The following is a 21,989-nucleotide window of genomic DNA, read 5'->3' as shown; positions in this document are numbered from 1 at the left end:
AGCTTCCATAAAAATACCCAGGTAAACTTTTCGACCCCTAACTATTTGATCAAGGGGGCAGACAAAGGAGACCGCTCTTATTGCATCAATATCTGGAACCTGGCGCCGGATGACGAACTGCATGATATCGCCATTGAAGCCAATAAAATTCGCAATATTGTCGAAGGCAGGCCCAGGTATTTTGCCACCCGCAACTGCGATGAACTGGTGTTGCAATATCGCCTGTCACGCACAGTTTCCCCGGTTTTTGCGGTAAAAAAACATGCTGACTTTTTCGAAAAGTTCCGTCCGGATACCACAGGAAACCATGCTTTTGATCCAAAAAGGTGCCAGCTGCCCCTGTTTCTCAGCGATTACGAAAAAGACTATCACCAGGGCGGTTTTCATTTTATTAATAATGCCGGACAGGAGCTGCTTTTCGGCCAGGACGTTGAAGTTACAGCAAGCGACCTGGTGATCTGGAAATATTCCAATATTCATTGCGTCAGGGAGGTTAAAGCCCTCAATGAAAATACAGGGTTTTACCGCATTATTTTCCCCCTGTTTGATAATATGGCCAGCAAGGAAACCTTATGAGAATCCCAGAAAACTACCCACAACAACTCTCGGATATCTTAGATCTGCATGTCGACTGTGAGCTGCTGCCTTCCTGGTATTGCGTCAACTTTTTAAATATCAAAGCCGAATTCAACCGCTTTTTGAATAACCTTGAGCTGCACCAGGCCCGCATCGCCGATTTTTTGGCCGCTCATTGCCCTATGGCGATCACCGCGATATTTTGGCCATAGAAGGTTTTGAGTGCCGCCAGGGCTTTATGATGGAGCTTGCAGAGCAGCAAACGCAGCTAATGCCGTTCACCGGTGCCATTTTATCTTCCGCAATAAAAGCAGGAACAAGATGAAAATTCTGTACCGGGATATAACCGGGTTTGCCCTTTGACAGAAAAGCTTAGATAAAGCCAGGAGCAAACGGGTATCAAAAGCTGCATTATAAAGCGGTGGCGCTATAACCACAGATCATAAAAATGCCTTTATCAATCACAAACTAGTCTTAATAAAAACAGCACCTTAACGATTGATTTGCTAACCTAGTGCTTATGAATGATGACATCGGATGTTTACCGGATAAACCGGCAAAGCTAATGGGCCGGGAACATTAAATTACATCATGCATTGCCTGGAACAGCTGGCAGCGCTAAGGATTTGATTTACAGCTGCCAAGGGCAACAGCAGAGGGATTTTGTTTCAGTGATTTTTAGACCGGTTTTGCCACATAAGAAACATTAAACATTTGTCACATTGAGCATGTTTGGGCTAAGCATTGCTGATGCTGAGTCCATCATGTTTTTGAGACGTATCAGTAATACTTAATTATTTATATTCAAAGGTTAAAACAAGTTTTTGGAGAGGTACCGAAACCGACTATCAATGCAGTGCTTTGGTTAAGAACATTACAATAATCATCGACATCACAAAAAGCTTCAACTAAATTATCCATGCTTATTTCTTTGGATTTGATACTTTTTAGTCGAAAGTTCTCAACACTGAACAGGCATTTAGTTCCTATTATATCTCAGCTTTTATCCATAATTCAGGTTATTAAAAATGTCAGATAAAAAACAATCAACAGATGAAAGATTATTATCCTTAATGGAACAACTATCCCTGCGCGATGATAATATTAGTGATCCTGCTAAATTAAAAAAAGTACTTATTCTTTCCACTCCGCGCTCGGGCTCATCAATGTTTTGTGATGTTATCAGCCGCAGCCAACAAGTTGGTGAATGCAGAGAATGGTTAAATATGCGCTATGTAGGCGCTTATGCCAAAATGAAAAAGATTTCCAATATTAACATTCAAGAATACCTTAATTTCATTATGAATAAGACAATTCTGCAAACAGATGTTTTTGCCGTTAATATGCATATTGAACAATATATCTCGCTTATCCAGAATAAGTTTGATCCTATGACATTAGGCTTTGATGTGGTTGTGTATTTATCCAGAAAGAATAAACTGGAGCAGGCAATTTCTTTACTCAAAGCACAACTGACAGATAAATGGACGGCAGAAACCCAGGAACTATCTAAATTAGACGAGAAAAAAATAACCCCGGCAGCAATAACACAAGCCTTATCTCATATCATTCAATCTGAAGCTGTGTATCAAGAAAAGCTCCAGCATAGAGTTTCTCTCGAATTATTTTATGAAGACTTTAAGCACCTTGATACAACAGAGAGTTTTGAGGCATTTTTTAAATTGATCAACAAACCGTTTGAACGGTCGCAAATGTCAACAGCCTTCTCAAAACAAAAAGACAGTGTTACAGATAAATATTTTCATAACTATATGAACTATTTGACGGGAAAATATTAACAGCCCAAAAATCATTCACGGGCAAAAAAAACAGGCCCAATTACCAAGGGTCAATAAGTTAAGAGAATTAAGGCCACCTGCCGGTTAAACATTGTTTTACCCGGTCACCGGCTAGCTTGTTATCCAGGGCCGAACGCCTGACAAACCTTGCCCGGTTAAAGATTAGCTGCCGGGCACCTAATCCCAGCTTAAACCTGGCCAGGCTATCTCCTTCGGTTATGCCGCCTCCTAAATCCAGGAAACCTGGCTGATGCTTTTGTAAATATTGATAGATAAACACGATCAGGGCCCGGCTGACATCAAGCTCACAGGCTTTATAACCCATAAAGGTATAATCATAGCCCCCTTCCAGTTTCGATACTGCGGCTCCGGCAACAGTTTCCCCCCGATATTTCAGCAAAAATAGATGCCACAGCGGGCTGGCAAACAACCCTTGCCACTGTTCCAGGGTAAAAAGATACTGGCCGCCAAAGTTAGCCCTTTGTGCGGTATCCGTATAAAGCTTGGAAAATACCTTGATATCGGCTTCAAGATCCCCTCCCGCTTTTAGCAATTCAAATTGGTCCGCAACACTCAATATTTTTCGTACCCGGGCACGGGAGTCGCGCTTCATATTTTTTAATAATTCCTGCTCTGCCAATCCCGCCTCAAGCCGGTAATTAGTCCGGCCATCTAGGTAATAACTGAAATCACCACTGGCTTGAAACCCTAAATCCTGTTGCCCAAAATCCCGGGATTGTAAAAACCCCCCGGAAATATCCCATTTTGCCAGCTCTCCGCTAGCAAACTCCCGCTTAAAATCAAAATGGCTACAACCGGAAAAACAGATAGGAGAAATAAGAAAATTCGACTTTGGCGGCAATAACTTATTGCCCCGGTTAACAATAAAATAGGGAAATTGACGACCAAGATCACCGGCTAATGCCAGCCCGGAAGAAGCAAAGCCGGGCATGACCGGAGAGACAAACTGCAAAAACTCAGGCGTAGCAAAGCCGGAATTTATCATTAGCCCTGATCACTTTGATAAAAACGATTTTCATCTGTTTGATAAAAGTCATCCAGAGTGACCGGCGTTAAGGCATTATAACCCAGCACCTGTTTAAGATGAGCCGAGCAGGATTTACCGAAATCCGGACCAAAAGCCCTGGGGTAATCCAATTGCTGTTTAATAAAAGGCTTGGAGAAAAAAGGCGTAATAATATGCCGGGTTTTCTGACTGTGATTTTCTCCGGCACAATGCCAGATATGACCATCAAACAGCAAGACATCCCCCGCCTTGCCTTCCGCCCGCACCGCATGTTTGAAAAAAGTCTCTTCATCCGGTTTCTCCGGACTATGTTCAGAGCCTTCCAGCACCCAGGTTGCACCGTTTTCTGTGGTGGAATCATCCAGCATGATCAGGGTATTGATCCATAATTTCTCCGCACCGTGAAAGGAGCGCACATCCCGGTGGATATTTTGGGTATAAACTTCACCCCCGGGCCTGATTTTGGATAAGCCCATGGTATTTAAAATATATTTACCGTCAAAAAAGGCCTCAAGAATCGGATGTAATTTATTATGCTCCAATAGCTTCAGCATCTTACGGCAAATCACCGGGGTATGATGGGTGGCATCGATAACCTTGTCGGCTATGCCCTTTTTTTTCTGGATATCAATAAAGGTTTGTTCAAAGTCATTAAACTCACTGATCACTTCTTTCATCAAACCCTCAGGGTAAACACCGGGAATCAATACCCAGCCTTTTTCCGACAATTGCCTTAAGGCCGATTCTACTGATTTATCATGGGCTCTGTTCATCATTCACTCCAACTACTCAGGCTGAGATCTCAGCTTTTATACCTTCATCACTAGCATAATTTGACATAGCTCTGCAGCGGACTGATGGGGCTGCGGATCACCTCAAATTCTCTGCCTGCCATCACCTCGCGAAAGGCGACGGTTTCACCGGGAAAGTCCTGGTAACACAACTCATCAAAGGCAAAAATGGTGTTTTTAGAGCAATAAGGCAGCAACTCCTGCAGGGCAAATTTTGTCGGTTCATAAAGATCAAAATCAAAATAAATCATGCTGATTAAGGTTTCCGGATGATCCGCCAGGTATTTTGGCAGGGTTTGCAGCACATCGCCTTTAACCAGCTCAAACTTTTTCTCATTACTTTTTGGGTTCAGCTGCTCGTTCAGACTAAGGATATCCGCCAGGATAGTTTCATAGTGATCGGAAACGGCATAAGCCCCGTCCGCCACTTTAGCACCGCTACCATCTTTTTCACTGGTATGGGGAAAACCGGCAAAGGTATCAAAACCTATAATTTTGCGGCTGATATTATAGGGCTCATACAAGGATCGCAGGGCAGATAATAATGCCAGGTTTTGCCCCCAACGAACCCCTAACTCTATCACCACTCCGTGAGTCGGGATCATCTTTTGGTAAAGCTCAGCCATAAACAGGATACGCCCCAGTGAACTCCGAGATAAAAACAGCCCTAAATTGGCAAGAATTTCATTGTCAGGGATTGGGGTGTTATGCAGGTGTTTAACCAGGTCCTGATACACAGATACTTCGTTATTGTTCAGGTGGTGCTTAAGAGTGAAATCACTCATCTATTTGACTCCGAAAATAGGCTTATCAGCACTAATCATATAAGTTTTAACAGCTTAAACAATAGCTATCGCTAAAATAGTGGCAAAGCAAGCGCTGTTATGATGAAATCAAAGAGACACAGGTTATTACAAGCTCGCATATTCAAAAAAGCGATAGGAAAAAGATGAAGATTATCTGCCACTTGGGTAACCCCAAGGCCTATTCTACCTCTATCCAGACCATGCTGGCAGAGTCTGAACAGGGTCAATTCCACTATATAGGTTTTCGCCCGTCAAAAGACAAAGCCAACTGGTACGATAATCCGCTAATTTCCGAATTACTTAATTTTGATCTGCGCTATACCGGTAAATTTCATTTTCAGCAAAAATGTCCCGACTATCAGGCTTATTTCAACAAGCTTACCGCACAAGCCAAAGCGCAAAATAAAGATATTTGGCTTTCCAGTGAAAACCTCTCGATGCGCGCCATCATGGAAGAAATAGATCCCCAGGAAAAAATCGCCCGGCTGCAAAAAGTTTTACCTGACGGCATTACCTTTGTCGTTATCTTCAGGAATATCTGGGCCAGCCTGAGATCTTTATACTCGGAATTCACAAAAATGGGCTACTGTAAAAGCTTCGACTATTTTACCGATGAAACTTATTTATACCGCCAGGCTAACTTCCTCTATTCCCTGTTTCCCGGGCATTTAATTACCAGCTTACAGCAGGAATTAACCGGTTCAAACCAGCTAAGATATCACTTCCTTGATAATGACCCTAAACTCAGTAGCACTAAGTTGCACGCCTTTTTAAGCAGCTTGCAGCCAGGAGCTGAGCTTGAGCCGTTAAAAAACATTAACAGCTCTCAAGAAAAGTCTGGCACCAGCGAATCAAGAAGACTAAGCAATGCCCAAAGCCATTCGGCACTCAGCAGTACCGGCTTGATTGAAAACCACAGGGCTCTTTGGCACCTCAAAAAAGAGCAACAACAAATATTCGATCAGCATATTTGGGGCAAGCTGCGCCAGCAGAAAAAAAACAATCAAAAAGCAGAGCATGTCGCCGCAAAAGAAAACCTGCGGTGCTCTGCCCGGTTAACTGATTTTATCAACCGGTTGTACCCTGAAGATAAAGCGCTATTAGCCGGTAACCTAAATACAGATTACCAGCAGCTATGGCAGAATGTATTCCCTGATACCGGTTCCTAACGCTTTAATCAAGCCCATAAACGCTTAGCGCTACGCCTCAACGAGTGCCTTTTCAAACAATTGCTTCATCGAAGTGGCGTATTTATCAACATCCGTATTAAAGATGTGGTAGAAACACTGCTTTTCCAGCATAAGATCATACAACCTCTTCCTCTGGGCTTCATCATCCACCAATGATACGGCTTTACTGACCAGTTCAGCCACCGAATCACAACCCAACTCATCCAGCATATCCAGCTTATCCCAGATACAAGTATCGGTACGGGTATAGAAGTGCTGTGTACCCTTGATAAAGAGCTTAGGCTTATTTAAAACGATGGCATCGGTATTACTGTTTGAACCGCCAAAAGGCAAGGTCGGCAATAATAAATGGGCCTTGCTGATCACTTTCATATAATCCAAATAATTACTGAAATTTACCAGCTCAAACGATTTGAGCATTTTCCCCAGCTGCTTTTTCGTGGATAAATAAGCAAGATGATTCCCCTTATGGCCGGAGAAGAAAATAAAGGTCACTTTTTTCTTGGTTTTCCTTTCGATTTGCTTACAGATATCAATCACCGGATAGGTAACTTTTGTCATCACACCATTGACGGCAATTATTATTTCATCGCTGTCGGGCAAAAAGTGATTATGGTCATTGATAAATCCATCCGTCAGGTCCGGATGTATGGTGTGAAAAATCATGTCTTTACTGGCAATATCTGTCATCACCACCTTTTCTTCGAAATAAGGCTGAATATCCTCACATTTAAAGGTATTACCCGGGATTAACATAGCATCAATTTCCGGACTATAACTACTGGAGGGATGGCCCCCCATCATCAATTGTTTCGGCGCCAGACGCAGCTGACTTAGACAAATTGCCCATAACCGCATACCGATTGACGGATATAGGACAATATCCGGCGACTCAGCAGCAACAGCTGCCGCATTGCCATCAACATCATTAACATCCTTGATTTCAATCACCTTAGAAAACACCCTAAGGGCATTATCCTCTACTTGTGGCGGCTCGATATAAGCAATTAATTCATAATGTTGGGAGAGCTCTGTCAGGAAACGATTATAAGAGCGGAACATGGCATGGATTTCGGAATAAGACTCCAGGATCACGGCAATTTTCATTTTAGGTTTAACCGCAAATGCCGGTACGGCGGCAATATATTGCTTGACCTCATCAGATAGCCATAGCGGTAAGTTATGCCGGATCAATGCCGTCAGCCATTTTTTAAATTCATATTTTTGACTTGAAGTCGCATAACTACAAGCAAAATAGCAGTAAGTTAATTTACCTAAATCAGCAATCACAGGTAAATCTAACATGGGTAAATATTTAGCCGACTCCAACAGATAATTAAAACCTTTATTGGTATCATTAGTCAGCGCAGGGATCGGCTGGGTGATTAAACCAATATAGGTTGTTAACGCCAGTGCCGGCGCCGCCTTAAAAACATCTTTCCAGGGCAAGCGGATTTTACTTGATAAACCAATCAGCATCAGCAACAAGGTTAGTTGCTTTTCATTAAACTTGATCTGACCAAATTTATCAGGTTTATACAAACCTAAATGATCAATTAAGCCATCGGTACTGTTCCAGATACTGGCAGAAAAAATCCAGTCAATGCTCATCTTGTAGATGATAAAGCTGTTCACCGCCTTAGGAGAGGGTTTATAACCCGGTGCACTGAATAGCTCAGTAATTAAGGTGGCAAACTTATTACAAAAGGTATACATCAACTCTTCTTTATCCGGTCCCGCTTGGGGTAACAAAGAATTAACCTCTCCCTGCACCATTAAACCATGATCTGTCATCATAGCTTCTTCGATGAACATTATGATGTCCTGCTCCGCCGCATGGAAATTTTTCGTTCTGATATTTTGCGCTATGCTCTGGATATTAAAATTCATATAGTTTCATTCATCATTATCTGAGAGTAAGGGTTATTGCCGGTGATTTAAAACATAACCGGGACACTACCTGCTTTGATTAACGGCCAACAATTAGCTGCCGTTCAAATCCGACAACGGCTTGCCCTTAAATTCGGTTGGAATGCACTGGGTGCCCAGGGCTTTAAGCTGACTGCAAATTTCATCCGCTTTCGCACTGGCAGTAAATTTACCGGCTTTCACCCGGTAATATAAATTATTGTTCACGTTTATTTTTTCATAAACAGCTTCCAGCTTTCCCAATAACGCCGGATGTTTATGCTGTAACCGGTACCAGGTTGACCTGACTTGTTTATGATTTGACAGGGAATATAACTGCAGGGAGTAATAAAGCGCTCCTTTCTTCTCCACCCCCTGGGCAGGAGTTTTCTGCTGTTGAGTTACTGTTTGTTTCACTGCCGTCGGCTCAATATCCGCTTTTGCAGTCACAGCAGGCAATTGGGCGGGTTTCGGCGCCGGTGCTGTCTTGGGCTGACTCTGGCTCGCGCTTTGCTGTGCTGCCATTGCTTGTGCCGCATTTTCATTATCCTGCACAATTTCATTCAGTTGCTCAATTAATTCGGTTAACTCGCCTTCAATGGCAACCAGGCGTTTTAATCCCGGTTTAATGTCTTGCCACTCATGCAAGTGTTCTTCAAATTTGGGAATGGTTGCTTCCGGCGACGGCTGGTTTGTTGCCGGCTCCCCCCTGGCGGCCAACTCAGGTTCATCCTGCATCATAGAGCACCCTGAGAGACCAGTTAACAGGCTGCAACAAATAAAAAAAGTTACCAATACATTTTTGCTCATTTGATTATTACCATTTTAATCGTTGTTATCATCCTGACGGTTAAAAGCTAAACTCATAAGCTTCAACCGAGCAATTAATATCTAATTTGCTGATTTCTTCACACGCTTTTATTGCTTGCTCATTTTCCTGATAAAACGCCAGGTTTAACTGGTATTTGCCATTGCCTTCATCGTAGAGAAAAAATGCCGGTTGATTCAAACGCCGGCGATAGCGTTTTTGCAACAAATACCAGTAGGTTTTTAAAATATTCAGGGAAGAGAAGGAGCCAACACTGACAACATAACCGGAAGTAAACTCCAGCTGCTCCAGGGTAAAGTCAGAGCCGTTAAGAATATCCCCCTGCGCCGATAAATCGAGGATCAGGTCATCGGTTTTATGTAATTTTTTCCGCTCTAAATAGTCAGAATCAATAGAGGCACGATAATTCCCGGGACGTAAATCGGTAAACAGATAATAACCGTCAAATGCAGTATCTTCACTGGCGACAATATGTCCCTGTTCGTCAAGCAAATTCACCGTGACATAAGGGGCAGGTGTTTCTTCGCCTTCTTTATTACGCAAATAAACCGTGCCTTCTACTTCGCTGGAGGTCACCACAGGAAAATCAAGACGATCGACAAAGCCCCGGCGCGGAGTTATCGATACCCCTTCAAACCCCGGAATTAAGAACGGATCCCCTAAACTGCCTTCTTTTAATTCAATATCTGTGGTGACATTGTTGGGCATATTCTGCAGCAGGGCGATCCCCTGCTCATCACTGACCGCCTGACGGTAATTTTGCGCCCCCTTAATTTTTGCCCCTTTAATGAGAGGTTCACCGACATCAAATTGGCCATTGGCATTCAAATCTTCAAAAACCCTGACTTTTAATGCACCGCTGGAAGTTAAGGGTTTATTACTGAGAAAATAATTATTCTTATCTGTCTCATAACCTAGACTAAAGCGGAAAAACAAACCTAGCGCCCAGTCACCTCCCTGATCATAATCCAGGTTACCGCTTAAATTAAAATTCTCATGACGCCAGTTTAATTTCCATTCACTTTGATACTTGTCATCGACGGTATTGTAATTTAATGCAACTTCAGATTGTAAATCACTGGTCATCGCCCAGCTCATTTTAGAATTAACCCGGGTAATTTCAGCTTTAGGCTCTAAGGTGTAGTCCATTTCAAAACGGGTAAAATATTTACCAAAAGAACGCTGAATCCGGCTGGAGCCCGCCAAAGAATAACTGTCAGTACCGGTAACATTGTCTGTATCCTGCCAGAAGATATCATTTGCTATTGAGGTTTTTCCGACATTCACACTTATCTGATTGGTTAGGTTTTGTATTTTTTGTCCGTTTGCCGTTTCGATAAAATCATATTGATTCTGGTAATTTAAGGGTAAAGCAAGCCCTCTGAAAGCCTGTCCCGACATTCGGAGTAAATGCTCCGTTCTGTCTCCGCCATTGCCGCTCTTGTCTATACGGTAACGATAATCAAAAGAATGTTTGCCAAAGCCTGTTTTTGCCGAGAGTTGCATGCTCTGGTTATCGTTATTATCAAAAGAAAAATCACTGTCAATTAACAGACGCTCAAACAGGGTAAGGTTTGCGCCTATGTTGTAATTAAGTTTATTACTGCCTTCTCTACTAAATAAGGTCGATTGCCCTAAAGAAACAGAAAACCAGTCGGTCACCCCCTGCTCATAACTCCCGGCAAATAACCACCCCTCATTATCCCCGGCGGACCCCTGGGTGATACCAAATAGAGACTTTCCCGTTTGAGTCAAAGACATTGCAAACGAACTGTCATCACGTTTAACACTGTTTTGGCTAACCAGTACTTCCCGGATGCTTTTCTCCACTTGCCCCTGAGGACCATAAAGGATCATTTCAAAGGTATTCTGGCCAAAAATCAGATCAACATCGTTAAATTCGTAACGACCATCCTGCAAACTTAATTGCTTATCAATTAAAATACCATTGCGATAAAGCTCAACATCCCAGCCCGGTTGAATATCGCCATTGATATTAATCTTATTATCGTTAACTTGACCCAAGGCACGACTGGAAAGGGCAAAACCCCGGCTAATATTGGCATTGTAATCAATCCCAGAACGGATCGGGTTAATATCACCAAACTCATAACTGCTAAGATTAAGGGGTCCTAATAAACCGCCATCAGCAGACTCCTTAGATAACCGCCAGCGTAAATCACTGATATTGTCGTCCTTGATCCCGCCAATGAAATACTGGCTGTTGAGGTAGGCAAGATCATGGCTGCCTAATGCCGAATAGCCGTAAAAAGTATTCTCTTCTGTCACCCTGCTGTTAAGCTGAACATCAAAGACCGGCGTTGAAAATGCCCGATATTGGTTTTCTTTCCAGGGCAAAACCGGGGTACTTCTTTGCTGGCTATATATAGCTTTATTTTCCCTGGCCAGCCTTTGTTCGATCGGCAAAGGAGAGCTTGAGCTGAGCTTGACCGAAAGCGCTGAGAAGTCAAACGCCATACGGGTACCAAACCAGGTATTGATCACATCGGCATCAACATAGAGATCATCTTCTTCTACCCGGTAATTTTCCTTATTCAGAATGAACTCTTGTCCGTTGACCTTAGCTTTAGCAATTTGTTGTTCGGAGAAATTCAGCTCAAAGGTATTGGCTTCATTCATAAACCAGCCAGAGGCGGTAGATTTTCCCAAATCTATGATGATGGGAAAGTCTAAAACCTCAAATAAATTCCCCAGACCTATCATGGCATTTGCCTGGCTTTTATAGGCAAAAACATCTGCCAGGAAATACTTACCCACATGAATGGCCAGCAGCAACTCTTCCCCTTCCGGGATACCGACATCCAGCTCTTCTGGTGCAGCTGAAAGAGGGGAAACGGCAATCTTGGTATCTCCGGCTTCACTGTCCGGCAGCGATAACTGGATATTTTTTATCTGTTTAATCAGTTGAATAAAGCGACTGTTTTTTAACGCACTGTTATCTGCCGCCTGCACACTTAAGCACAAAGGGGACAAACAGACTAAGCAGATAAATAACAGTCGCGCCATAGTCTCTACACCCGGTTACTTTTTCGGCCTAGTGACAATATCACTTAAACTAACATTGAAGTTTTTTTCTGTGATCAGGGTATTGCGCATTTCTTCTCTGCCCTCATAAGCTAATCTTAACGTGCCCGCCCCCGGGCGGTAATCAAACCACTGCAAGTTATAGACCCGATAAGTCAATTCAGGATAAAAATTAACCGAATTTAATATAGCTACCTGTTTTTCTTGCGTACTTCCTTTGGGTGTCCAGTAAGCAACAATACTGCCTGTGGTACTGGTTGCACCGGAACGCGATAATTGAACTCTCACGGTCGCCTGCTTTTTCTCAGCATCGTGTATCAGCGTCAAATCTTCGACGCCCACTTGATAATCCAGACCTCCCTGCCTAAAAACAACAGGAATACTATAACTGAGTGACAATTTAAGGGTGATACCGGCCCCTGAGTTCGCCTTATTTCTATCCCCTTCACGCGGCAAAGCGGTAAATAATAAGTGTGAGCGGTATTCACCGTCCTGTAAGTTCTTCGGGCGGCGGGCGGCAATTTTGACGATTTGTCTTTCGTTTGGCGCTAGCGTGACTTGCCTGGGGCTGAGCCTGAACATATTACTGGCAATAGGAAAGTCTTTAGCCTCCTCGTCCGTCAAGTTCTTATAGCCCCCCAAGGGCAAAGCAGCTTTTTGCACCCATTCAACCCTATAGGTGCGGGTCTCATTGCCGGTATTCATCAACACGACTTTATCTGAACGGTTGCGTTCATCCAGCGCGACCCGCATAGGAGAAATCAACAAACTCGCCTGTGAGCTAAACGCTTGCACAACAAGTAAAATAATAAATAACTGGGTTAATTTAATTAGCGAAAATTTCATGGCTTTTCTCTGTTGTTAAGCACTTAAATAAATACATCTAGCACTAATAGTTAAACGTTACTTGCAAGGTGCCCTGATACTGTACGTCAACATAATTACCGCCGTTGCCGGAAGTACTCAAGGTTGCCCCGACTCTGACCAATGCAAATCCTGAGCCATTTGTAGTAACTGAGGCAACAATATCCGGGCTACTAATAGTAAACTGTTCGGTCGCCGGAGCTGGAGGGGGGTTGCTGGTTGTCGCTTGTGTAATTACCGCCGAAGTGAAAACTTCCAGATTGCCGGGTAAGTCTGTGAGAGCAAATTCTGCCGGATGTCCGGGTTCAATAACCCTGATATGATTGACGATACTTGTTTGTCCGGCACGACTGATAATAATATCGCTGACCACAGAGTTATCCGATACCACAATAGTACCAAATGATAAGTCTTCAATGAGGGTGACCGTAGCCTGGGCAGGAAGGGTAAAAAAGAGTATCGATACCCAGAAAATTAATTTTTGGCAAAAGGTTAAAAACATAAATAAAACTAATATAATCAGGGGGGTGGCCTCCTGATTATATTAGTTATCAGCAATTATTCAATGAATAATTAATAATCAACCGTAATGGTATAATCACCGTCATATACATCATCGATATAAGCTGATGTTGTCACATTGGCATCGGTAGACAAGGTTGCACCGACATCAAAACTTACCGTACCGGTATTATCCGTTTGCAGGTTAGGCGCACCGGCATTGTATGCAATACCGTCATTGGCACCGCCACGTACGATTGCAACCCAGGTATCAACGGTAAAATCCGGTGAGGTTGGTGGTGCAATGGCATTATCCAGCGTAGTCGCCGCACCAGGGAAAGTGATAGTTAAATCAGTGAAAGTTGCCGCATTAGATACGGTAAACTGACCAACCGAACCCGCCGTTAATTGGGTAATGGTTGCGTTATTGTCCGGAGTCGCAGTCACCGAACCGTCAGCTGCGATTGCCAGGGTAGCCACATTGGTACCGGCAGGATCGGCTGTCGCACGAATGGTACCGAAACTAAGCTCAGTATCTTCCACTAAGTCAAATGCATTTTGTACCGTCACTGAAATAGTCGCATCAGATAAGGTTGCAGCAAATGGCTGTGCAGACATTGCGGTTAAAAAAGTAGCTGTTAATACCTTTGTTATCCGATTGTGATTTAAATTAAGCATAAAAATCTCCGTTGTTCATCTGTAAAATCGATAGTAATGTGACACTAAAATACAGAGGCATAAGCAACTCTTTTTTTTGTGACGCAAAATTTGTATCGACAGTAATAAAAAAACCTTTAATATTTTTTTTTACTTACATTGGTATTTAAGCATAGTCGTCGGACATAAATATTTGTAGTTCAATGTGTTAATTAGATCAGCACATTGAGTACGCATATTACTATCTGAGCATTATGTAACTTTTGAATAACAAATATCCTTAAGCTCCATCACATTCCATTAAAGTTATATTCATAATATTGCTCGATTTCCCTAATCTTCAAGATTACAACTTAGACACTTAAAAAATAAAGTAAAACCTAATATCATCAACTTTTCATAGCAAGATCATTAAAGCAGGTGCCGTGCCAAAAAGAACAAATGATCTAAAACTAACATCCTCAGTTTGGTTTTATTTCATGCAATTCATTTACTTAACAAACAAAAATAAATGCTAATAAAGTTTAAACTTCCTGTTTATCCCTAAGTTTAGTCAAATCCGGACAAATAACCTGCAATATAAAGATCATAAAGAGGCAATAAATTACCCGGTTAGTTGCCCCGGGGGTATTTTTTTGCCGCCCGGGCGGCAAAAGATCCTGCCAGGATCGTTTCAGGATCCAATAAACAAGCAAAAAGATCCCTTTGGATCCTTAATCTGTAACAGTGGACACATCAATAACCAAAACGGATTTCAAACAAGGGTTACAAAAGAGTTATTAAATGGAAGCATATAGATAGCCGGCTCCCGCTTGTCCGGGAGCCTGTGCGAAGTTAACCCACAGGTATACCTGAGTATTTAATCACAGCACAATATTGATTCTGCTGCTTAAGGCGTTTACAAATTTGGTGCGCCTTGGTTGCCGAAGAATAAGGCCCGACCCTTAAACTCTGAAAAGTCCCCTCTTCCCTGACAATTTGCTCCAGCAAAGGATCTTTGTTTAACAGCATCGAACCGTACTTTTGTTTAAAATACCTCCAGCCCAGTTTGGCATTGGCCTCGTTTTTGAATGCTGCCAGATGTATACCCACCTGAACTTTGCAATGACTTGTTTTTGACATGCTAAAAGTGCTGGCGGCGGCACAACCGGGCCGGGTCGACTCTTTCTTTGCCTCCGCTGCTTCAGCGACACTTGCATCGGCAGCATTGTCAGCTTGTACAGCCAAATCGGCCTGCTTTCTCGCCTCTCTGGCCTGTGCAGATTCCTGTTGTTTGGCTAACTGCTCCAGCGGGGCACTGCCCAGGTTTGCCGCTTTGCCAAGTTCAGCCACCAACAGCTGCATATCGGACTCTAACGCCAATAACCTTTCTATTTCCGGCGCCAGCGGCGCCCAAACATCAATATGACTGTTTAACTGTTCATGTATGGCTTCTTTGGTTATTGCTGCCTCTTGCTGCTTAGCTTCCGGATTAGTCGCACAAGAAAATAACAGGGAACAGCCCAGCAATCCCGCCAGAGGGCGAACTGGCATAGTCCGGTATTTAAAAAAAGAAACATGCTGAAAAGACGCTACCATATCGACACTCGCTGCGTTATTTATCTTAAATTTTAACAAGCTATGCTTGTTTTACCTTATCTGTTATCTGTAAAGCAAATATCATGCTAACAGCCTGACGCTGCTATTTCCTTACCTAATAAACAGCCTGTAAGTCAGTTAAATCAAGGCAGACAAGGAAATCACAGGCAAACTTTACATACCGGCGCCAAAGCCGAAACCAGGTTAACTGACAACTATTTGACTCCAGATATTAAATTTTATTCGTTAACCGGATCACTATCAGCTGTTGTCCGCTTAAAGTGACCTGCTGCTCCAAAGGTATTATCTGCAGCAAATGATTTTCCGCAATCACCTGCTCTAAACCTATATCCTGCTGGGTCAAATTTATCTCACCTTGAAGGGCGTAGACAAAGCAAAGGTCGCAAGCCGGAACATCCACTTGCCCCGGCTTAAGATAAGTCCGGACATCCACCCGGTATTTGCCGGTTTTGGTCATCAGGTTAAAATCGGTAATACCGCCGTCGAGCAAACGTCCCCGCGTCTGACTGGCGCCATCAAAGGTCGAAAAAGTTAATAAGCGATTGAGATTATCGATATTGATCTGCCCTGCCAATGTATGGCTGAGCTCTATTCCCTGCCCCGAAATTAAAATCAGATTGCGTAAATAACCGGAAAAATCTGAAAAGTCACCATCTTCTACCACAGAGGCAATACTTAACCGCCAGTCAAAATCTGCGAGTGTGCCCCCTTCATTTATTGCCAGTTCGGTAGTAGTACCTTTGCCATTTTTCCAGGGAATGCTTTTGAAGCGGGACGGGGGAATAATATTGATCAAAATATATGAACTCTGACAGAAAACGGATATCCAGTATATAACCAGATGATGACCGACAATAGCTTTGCTGGTAAATTAAATGGAGTTTGCTATAAAAATGATAACGATGCCGCCAACAGGCGGGATAACTTTCTCTTCTTGCTCAACGAACCCTTACTATATTGGTGATCAGGATGATAAATGCGAATAAATGGTTTTTAAAGATGCACCAAATAGAATGCTCTAATAGCAGCTATGGTTATGCCGGGCAGTTTGCCGGATTTCCTGAATGTATCGACAACCGTTGCGAACTGCTCATTGGCTTTTCTGTGATTGAAGGCAGATTTAATCATCTGGATTTAAGCGGACTTAATATTATTTATGCCGCCATGTGGCCCAAGGCCATCTATCAGGGAGACGGTATCGGCGTATTCTTTGTCGATCAGGCGACGATCAGCCAGGAGCAAGTAACAGCTATCGCCACCATAATGTCGGGGCAGGCAGGCGGACAGCCTTTTGCACTGTTATCCGGCACTTTTTCAGCGCTAGAAGGGCCGGTGTTACAAGATATTGATATCAACATTGATGAAAAGTATGCGTCTTTTTCTATCCGGGATATGGTGCAGGCCCAGCAAACCCCTTTAGTCAGCCCGCTGACGGGTGTAGAGCAAAACATATATATGAGTTATCCTGACACTCCCCTGATGGTACACAAGACCAAACTGGCAAACACCCGGCTGATGTCCATCAATTATGGCCGCCTCAATTTTAAACACGACAACTGTTTTGCGGCAAAAACGATTGTCAGCTGGGGCAATTAAAGGCCGATGCCGTGACTTATCGGAAAGTTAGAATATTACTGCTTTGCTGGCTATGGAGCTGCTCTTGCCTGGCTGCTCAATCCCCGCCATTATCATTACGAGTCGTGACGGAGAACTTTCCTCCTTATAATTATCAAACCGATAAAGGCGAACTCGCCGGCGTGATGAATCATATTGTACAGGAGTTATTAAAACGGTTAGAGGGCAAACAAAACATAGAAGTATTACCCTGGGCCAGGGCTTATAAAATCGCCCTCGAACAGCCGAACACCTTGATTTATTCGATGGTGAAAGTCCCGATCCGGGAGGATAAGTTTCATTGGCTGACATCCTTTTTCTCCCTGGATATCAATGTTTATACCTTACCCGCCAGTTACCGGGGAAAAATAAAGCAGTTGGCACAAGTTCAGCAGCAAAGCATCGGCATCATGCGCTCGAGCCCCCATGAAAGTTATATCAGGCAACATTTCCACCGGGATGAACAGCATGTCACCACCAATATTTCTTATCTGCACCTCTACCAGATGCATCAGCTGAAACGCTTAGACCTGATCGTCGCCCCCAGCCGGTTAATTCGCTACTTTAACCGGCACCAGCAAACCCCGATGGAAAAACGCCCGAAAGCTATTTTCAAACTGCCTTTTCCTTATCAAAAAGAGCTTTATATCGCGTTAAGCAAAAACAGCTCACAGCAAACGGTTACCAGGGTGAAACAAACCCTGATTGCCATGGAGCAGGATGGCACCATAACCCGACTGCTGGATGAATTTCATTTGTCCTGGTAAATGTCTCAGCTGAGCTAATTTCCCAAGATATTCAATACACTGATATAAAAGTTGCTGTCAATTTCCACCTTGGCATCCGGGGTTTTCAACTGAAATTCACTCCAGCCGTTACCCGGTGTCAGCCACAGCCATTCGCCGCCAATACTGACCTTGACCGGCATATCAAAACCTTCCACGGTGTTGCTCCAACGAAACTTCATCAGCTTGCCTTTAACAAAATATTCCAGTACCGGCACCCGCACATCCCGCAGGTACTGCTCGAAAATTTTGCTTAAATCTTTACCCGAATGCCTGCTGATATACTGCTCCACCTGCCGACCGGTTACGGTTTTATGATAAAAGTCCTTATTCAGGCCACGTAAGATCTTGCGCCAGAGGATATCATTATCTATCACTTGCCGTATGGTGTGCAGCATATTGCCGCCTTTGGGATACATATCAAAAGATCCTTCCCGGTTGGCATTATAAGTCCCGATAATCGGCTTATCGTTTAACACATTTTGCCGGGTGCCCCGGGAATATTCGCTGCCGGCCTGTTTGCCATAGAAGTATTCCACAAACAGGTTTTCGGAATAATTGGTAAAACTTTCATGGATCCACATATCGGCAATATCCCTGTGGGTGATATTATTGGCAAACCATTCATGGCCGGCTTCATGGACAATAATAAAGTCAAACTCCATGCCCCAGCCGGTACCGCTGCGATCCCGGCCTTTATAACCGTTTTGAAAACCATTGCCATAGGTCACAGAACTCTGGTGCTCCATGCCCAGATAAGGTGCTTCCACCAGTTTAAAACCGTCCTCGTAAAAGGGATAGGGACCAAACCAATATTCAAAGGCCTCAAGGGTACGGCGGGCATCCTGAAAATGTTTTTTCGCCCTGGTTAAATTATCCCGCAGCACATAATAATCCAGATCCAGCGGCCCCAACTCTCCCTGGTAGACGTCCCCGAAATGCACATAATCACCGATATTGATATTGATGCCGTAATTACTGATGGGATTGACCACTTGCCAGTGGTAGGTTTTGGTTTTTCGCTGCGGATTTTCTTCCACTTTAATTAACCGGCCGTTAGACACATCCATCAGGTGCTCGGGCACTTCGACACTGATCAAGGCGCCGTTATCGGGTTCATCATAGGCGTGATCCTTATTCGGCCACCAGACACTGGCCCCGACCCCCTGCACCGCAGAAGCGATAAAATCAATGCCGTTATCATCCTTTTGCCAGGTAATGCCGCCATCCCAGGGAGGTTTTTCTGCCACCAGCGGCTGGCCGCTAAAAGCCATCACCAGCTGGTATTCTTCGCCTTTTTCCTGCTCCCGGTTCGGGGTTATAAAATAAGAATACCCGTCCCGTTCAACTTTTAAGGCTTCGCCGTCCTGGGTCACCTTTTCCAGTTCCATCGGGGGCTGCAGCTCAATCTGCAAGCGCTGTCCGGGGGATAATACCCGGTAGCTCATGGTATTGGTGCCCGAGATAAATTGTCTTTTTGGATCGACGGCAATGTCCAGATGGTAATGGCTCAGATCCCACCAGGCGCGCTCCGGTGTTACCGAACCGCGCAAGACATCCTGATGACTGATGTCTTGCCCCTGTTTAAAGACATCTTTTGCCGCCAAAAGCGGGCTAAATAAAACGGCCAGGGTAATAAGTGCCAGGCCGGGTAATATATTCTTCATATTATCAACAAAATATCAAAATTCCGCCTCAGATGTTACCAGCCCGGCATTTAATAGCCAAGCGCGACATTTACGACCACAGGGTAAATATCAGGACTTGCCAAGCCTTTAAACTTCACGTTAGAATTCAATCAGGTTGACGATAATACCGTTAACCTGATGACTTGTCGGAGTGCCAAAAGGGCTGAGATCGCATAAGCGGGATCCGTAGAACCTGATCAGATTAGTATCTGCGAAGGGAACAAGAGAGTGGTTTGCCAAAACAAAAATGCAAACCGGCTCCTCGTTGACAGCAAACACCAGAGATCTGGCCTGTTGCTGTTTTCCACACCTTAAAGCTCCGCCAGTTTTTTAATTTTATTAAACAGGTGAGAGAACATGAGTTCATTAAGTCGACGCCAGCGCCGCGAACAGGCACAGGCCTTTATCCAGGATTTATCCAATTTATCCTTCCCCAATTCACACAAGGTCTATGTACCGGGTGAGCTGCATAAAATCAGTGTCGCCATGCGTAAAATCACCTTGTCCGATACCTTAATAGGCGGCACCGAAAAAGATCCGATATTCGAGCCGAACCAACCGATCTCGGTTTACGATACCTCAGGTTATTATACCGATCCGGATATCGAGATAGATGTCCATAAAGGTTTGCCGAAATTAAGGGAGTCATGGATAGCCGAGCGCGGGGATACCGAATCCCTGAGCAAGGTCAGCTCCAATTTCAGCCAGCAAAGACTGGCGGACGAAGGCCTGGATCATATCCGTTTCGAACACCTGCCCAAGGTCCGTAAAGCCAAGCCGGGTAAAAATGTGACCCAGATGTATTACGCCCGCCAGGGCATCATTACCCCGGAAATGGAATACATTGCGATACGGGAAAATATGCAGCGGAGCGATGTCACCGAAGAAATCCTCACCCAGCAACATGCCGGGCAATCGTTTGGCGCCAATACTCCCAAGCAAATCACCGCGGAATTTGTCCGCCAGGAAGTCGCCGCCGGCCGCGCCATTATCCCGCTCAATATCAACCATCCGGAAGCCGAGCCGATGATCATCGGCCGCAACTTCCTGATCAAGGTCAACGCCAATATCGGCAATTCCGCCGTCAGCTCTTCGATAGAAGAAGAAGTGGAAAAGCTGGTGTGGTCCACCAAATGGGGCGCGGATTCGGTAATGGATCTCTCCACCGGCCGCTATATCCACGAAACCCGCGAATGGATCATCCGCAACTCCCCTGTACCTATAGGTACGGTGCCGATTTACCAGGCACTGGAAAAAGTCAACGGCATCGCCGAAGACCTGACCTGGGAAATCTTCCGCGATACCCTGATTGAACAGGCGGAGCAAGGGGTTGATTATTTCACCATCCATGCCGGGGTACTGCTGCGTTATGTTCCTATGACCGCCAAACGCCTGACCGGCATCGTCTCCCGCGGCGGCTCTATCATGGCAAAATGGTGCCTGGCCCACCACAAGGAAAACTTCCTCTACACCCATTTCGAGGAAATCTGCGAGATTATGAAGGCCTATGACGTTTCTTTCTCCCTCGGCGACGGCCTGCGCCCCGGCTCTATCGCCGATGCCAACGACGAAGCGCAATTTGCCGAATTGCGCACCCTGGGAGAGCTGACCAAAATCGCCTGGCAGCACGATGTCCAGGTAATGATCGAAGGCCCGGGTCATGTGCCGCTGCATATGGTCAAAGAAAACATGGAAGAGCAGCTCAAGCATTGCGATGAAGCACCTTTTTATACCTTAGGGCCGTTAACCACAGATATTGCCCCGGGTTACGACCATATCACCTCAGGTATCGGCGCCGCGAATATCGGCTGGTACGGCTGTGCCATGCTTTGTTATGTGACCCCGAAAGAACACCTGGGGCTGCCCAACAAAGAAGATGTTAAAGAAGGCCTGATCACCTATAAGCTGGCGGCCCATGCCGGCGATCTCGCCAAGGGGCACCCGGGGGCACAAATCCGCGACAATGCCTTGTCCAAGGCCAGGTTCGAGTTCCGCTGGTATGATCAATTTAATCTCGGCTTAGATCCGGAAAGGGCCAAAGCCTATCATGACGAAACCCTGCCGCAGGAATCGGGAAAAATCGCCCATTTCTGCTCCATGTGCGGCCCGAAATTCTGTTCGATGAAGATCACCCAGGAAGTCCGGGATTATGCCGACAAGCTTGAACAGCAGCCGACTTTAACCGCCTCTGATAAAAGCGATATCGCCGTTAAGGTAATAGACGAAGCAGAACAAGGCATGCAGGAGAAGTCGGCGGAGTTTAAAGCCAGCGGCAGTGAACTCTACCAGAGCCGGGGATAGGAGAAAGAC

The 21,989-nt window shown here is 44.6% G+C and carries 20 protein-coding genes and 1 riboswitch; of the genes, 8 read left to right on the top strand and 12 right to left on the bottom strand.

What is annotated here, in order from left to right:
- Nucleotides 1-45 precede the first annotated feature (45 nt).
- From SG35_RS00835 to SG35_RS00825, 4 genes are all read left to right on the top strand, one after another.
- Nucleotides 46-576, top strand: coding sequence for a hypothetical protein (locus SG35_RS00835; RefSeq protein WP_044835297.1), 531 nt, complete (start codon nt 46-48; stop codon nt 574-576).
- On the top strand, nt 573-788 hold the full coding sequence (locus SG35_RS00830) for a hypothetical protein (protein WP_044835296.1): 216 nt from the start codon (nt 573-575) through the stop codon (nt 786-788). The genes SG35_RS00835 and SG35_RS00830 overlap by 4 nt, the downstream gene beginning before the upstream one ends.
- 10 nt (nt 789-798) lie before the next feature.
- Complete coding sequence (tnpB, locus tag SG35_RS32045; protein ID WP_152646786.1) at nt 799-939, top strand: IS66 family insertion sequence element accessory protein TnpB; 141 nt, start codon at nt 799-801, stop codon at nt 937-939.
- Nucleotides 940-1,604: 665 nt separating this feature from the next.
- Nucleotides 1,605-2,375 carry a Stf0 family sulfotransferase gene (locus SG35_RS00825; protein ID WP_044835295.1) on the top strand — a complete coding sequence of 257 codons (771 nt, stop codon included), beginning with the start codon at nt 1,605-1,607 and terminating at the stop codon, nt 2,373-2,375.
- Between the two features lie 67 nt (nt 2,376-2,442).
- Here the strand turns inward: SG35_RS00825 and SG35_RS00820 are convergent, their stop codons facing one another.
- From SG35_RS00820 to SG35_RS00810, 3 genes are read right to left on the bottom strand one after another with little or no spacing between them, the layout of a single operon-like run.
- On the bottom strand, nt 2,443-3,381 hold the full coding sequence (locus tag SG35_RS00820) for a hypothetical protein (protein ID WP_044835294.1): 939 nt from the start codon (nt 3,379-3,381) through the stop codon (nt 2,443-2,445).
- Nucleotides 3,381-4,178 (bottom strand): phytanoyl-CoA dioxygenase family protein, encoded by a 798-nt coding sequence (locus tag SG35_RS00815; protein WP_084692945.1) that lies wholly within the window; start codon nt 4,176-4,178, stop codon nt 3,381-3,383. Before SG35_RS00815 ends, SG35_RS00820 begins: the two co-directional genes overlap by 1 nt.
- A 47-nt stretch (nt 4,179-4,225) precedes the next feature.
- Nucleotides 4,226-4,978 carry a class I SAM-dependent methyltransferase gene (locus SG35_RS00810; RefSeq protein ID WP_063888686.1) on the bottom strand — a complete coding sequence of 251 codons (753 nt, stop codon included), beginning with the start codon at nt 4,976-4,978 and terminating at the stop codon, nt 4,226-4,228.
- Nucleotides 4,979-5,142: 164 nt separating this feature from the next.
- Between SG35_RS00810 and SG35_RS00805 the strand changes: the two genes are divergently transcribed.
- On the top strand, nt 5,143-6,168 hold the full coding sequence (locus SG35_RS00805; RefSeq protein WP_044835293.1) for a hypothetical protein: 1,026 nt from the start codon (nt 5,143-5,145) through the stop codon (nt 6,166-6,168).
- A 30-nt stretch (nt 6,169-6,198) separates the two neighbouring features.
- Here the strand turns inward: SG35_RS00805 and SG35_RS00800 are convergent, their stop codons facing one another.
- The 8 genes from SG35_RS00800 to SG35_RS00765 form a co-directional block, all read right to left on the bottom strand.
- Nucleotides 6,199-8,079 carry a hypothetical protein gene (locus tag SG35_RS00800; RefSeq protein WP_044835292.1) on the bottom strand — a complete coding sequence of 627 codons (1,881 nt, stop codon included), beginning with the start codon at nt 8,077-8,079 and terminating at the stop codon, nt 6,199-6,201.
- 93 nt (nt 8,080-8,172) lie between these two features.
- Nucleotides 8,173-8,838, bottom strand: a complete 666-nt coding sequence (locus tag SG35_RS00795; protein ID WP_044835291.1) for an SPOR domain-containing protein — start codon at nt 8,836-8,838, stop codon at nt 8,173-8,175.
- Between the two features lie 109 nt (nt 8,839-8,947).
- Nucleotides 8,948-11,953, bottom strand: a complete 3,006-nt coding sequence (locus SG35_RS00790) for a hypothetical protein (RefSeq protein ID WP_044835290.1) — start codon at nt 11,951-11,953, stop codon at nt 8,948-8,950.
- 15 nt (nt 11,954-11,968) lie between these two features.
- On the bottom strand, nt 11,969-12,817 hold the full coding sequence (locus SG35_RS00785) for a fimbrial biogenesis chaperone (protein ID WP_044835289.1): 849 nt from the start codon (nt 12,815-12,817) through the stop codon (nt 11,969-11,971).
- Nucleotides 12,818-12,860: 43 nt separating this feature from the next.
- Nucleotides 12,861-13,337: a DUF4402 domain-containing protein gene (locus SG35_RS00780; protein WP_044835288.1), complete on the bottom strand. Its 477-nt coding sequence runs from the start codon at nt 13,335-13,337 to the stop codon at nt 12,861-12,863.
- Between the two features lie 71 nt (nt 13,338-13,408).
- A complete protein-coding gene (locus SG35_RS00775; protein ID WP_044835287.1) occupies nt 13,409-14,014 on the bottom strand; it encodes a DUF4402 domain-containing protein in 606 nt (201 codons plus the stop codon).
- Between the two features lie 813 nt (nt 14,015-14,827).
- Nucleotides 14,828-15,526 carry an SPOR domain-containing protein gene (locus tag SG35_RS00770; RefSeq protein ID WP_160298378.1) on the bottom strand — a complete coding sequence of 233 codons (699 nt, stop codon included), beginning with the start codon at nt 15,524-15,526 and terminating at the stop codon, nt 14,828-14,830.
- A 277-nt stretch (nt 15,527-15,803) separates the two neighbouring features.
- Nucleotides 15,804-16,388, bottom strand: coding sequence for a HutD/Ves family protein (locus SG35_RS00765; RefSeq protein ID WP_044835285.1), 585 nt, complete (start codon nt 16,386-16,388; stop codon nt 15,804-15,806).
- A 173-nt stretch (nt 16,389-16,561) separates the two neighbouring features.
- Here SG35_RS00765 and SG35_RS00760 point away from each other — a divergent pair, with 173 nt between their 5' ends.
- Entirely contained in the window at nt 16,562-17,188 is a 627-nt protein-coding gene (locus tag SG35_RS00760; protein ID WP_063888685.1) for a DUF1326 domain-containing protein, read from the top strand.
- 11 nt (nt 17,189-17,199) lie between these two features.
- Nucleotides 17,200-17,973, top strand: a complete 774-nt coding sequence (locus SG35_RS00755) for a substrate-binding periplasmic protein (protein WP_337993189.1) — start codon at nt 17,200-17,202, stop codon at nt 17,971-17,973.
- 14 nt (nt 17,974-17,987) lie between these two features.
- On the opposite strand, the gene SG35_RS00750 is transcribed toward SG35_RS00755, so the two are convergent.
- Nucleotides 17,988-19,658, bottom strand: coding sequence for a M1 family metallopeptidase (locus SG35_RS00750; protein WP_044835283.1), 1,671 nt, complete (start codon nt 19,656-19,658; stop codon nt 17,988-17,990).
- A 158-nt stretch (nt 19,659-19,816) separates the two neighbouring features.
- Nucleotides 19,817-19,916, top strand: a riboswitch (TPP riboswitch).
- A 120-nt stretch (nt 19,917-20,036) separates the two neighbouring features.
- On the opposite strand from SG35_RS00750, the gene thiC reads away from it, so the two are divergent.
- Entirely contained in the window at nt 20,037-21,980 is a 1,944-nt protein-coding gene (thiC, locus tag SG35_RS00745) for a phosphomethylpyrimidine synthase ThiC (RefSeq protein WP_044835282.1), read from the top strand.
- The last annotated feature ends 9 nt before the right edge of the window (nt 21,981-21,989 follow it).

It is taken from the genome of Thalassomonas actiniarum (assembly GCF_000948975.2).
Lineage (GTDB): Bacteria > Pseudomonadota > Gammaproteobacteria > Enterobacterales > Alteromonadaceae > Thalassomonas > Thalassomonas actiniarum.
This window is presented reverse-complemented; position numbering and strand designations above follow the sequence as displayed.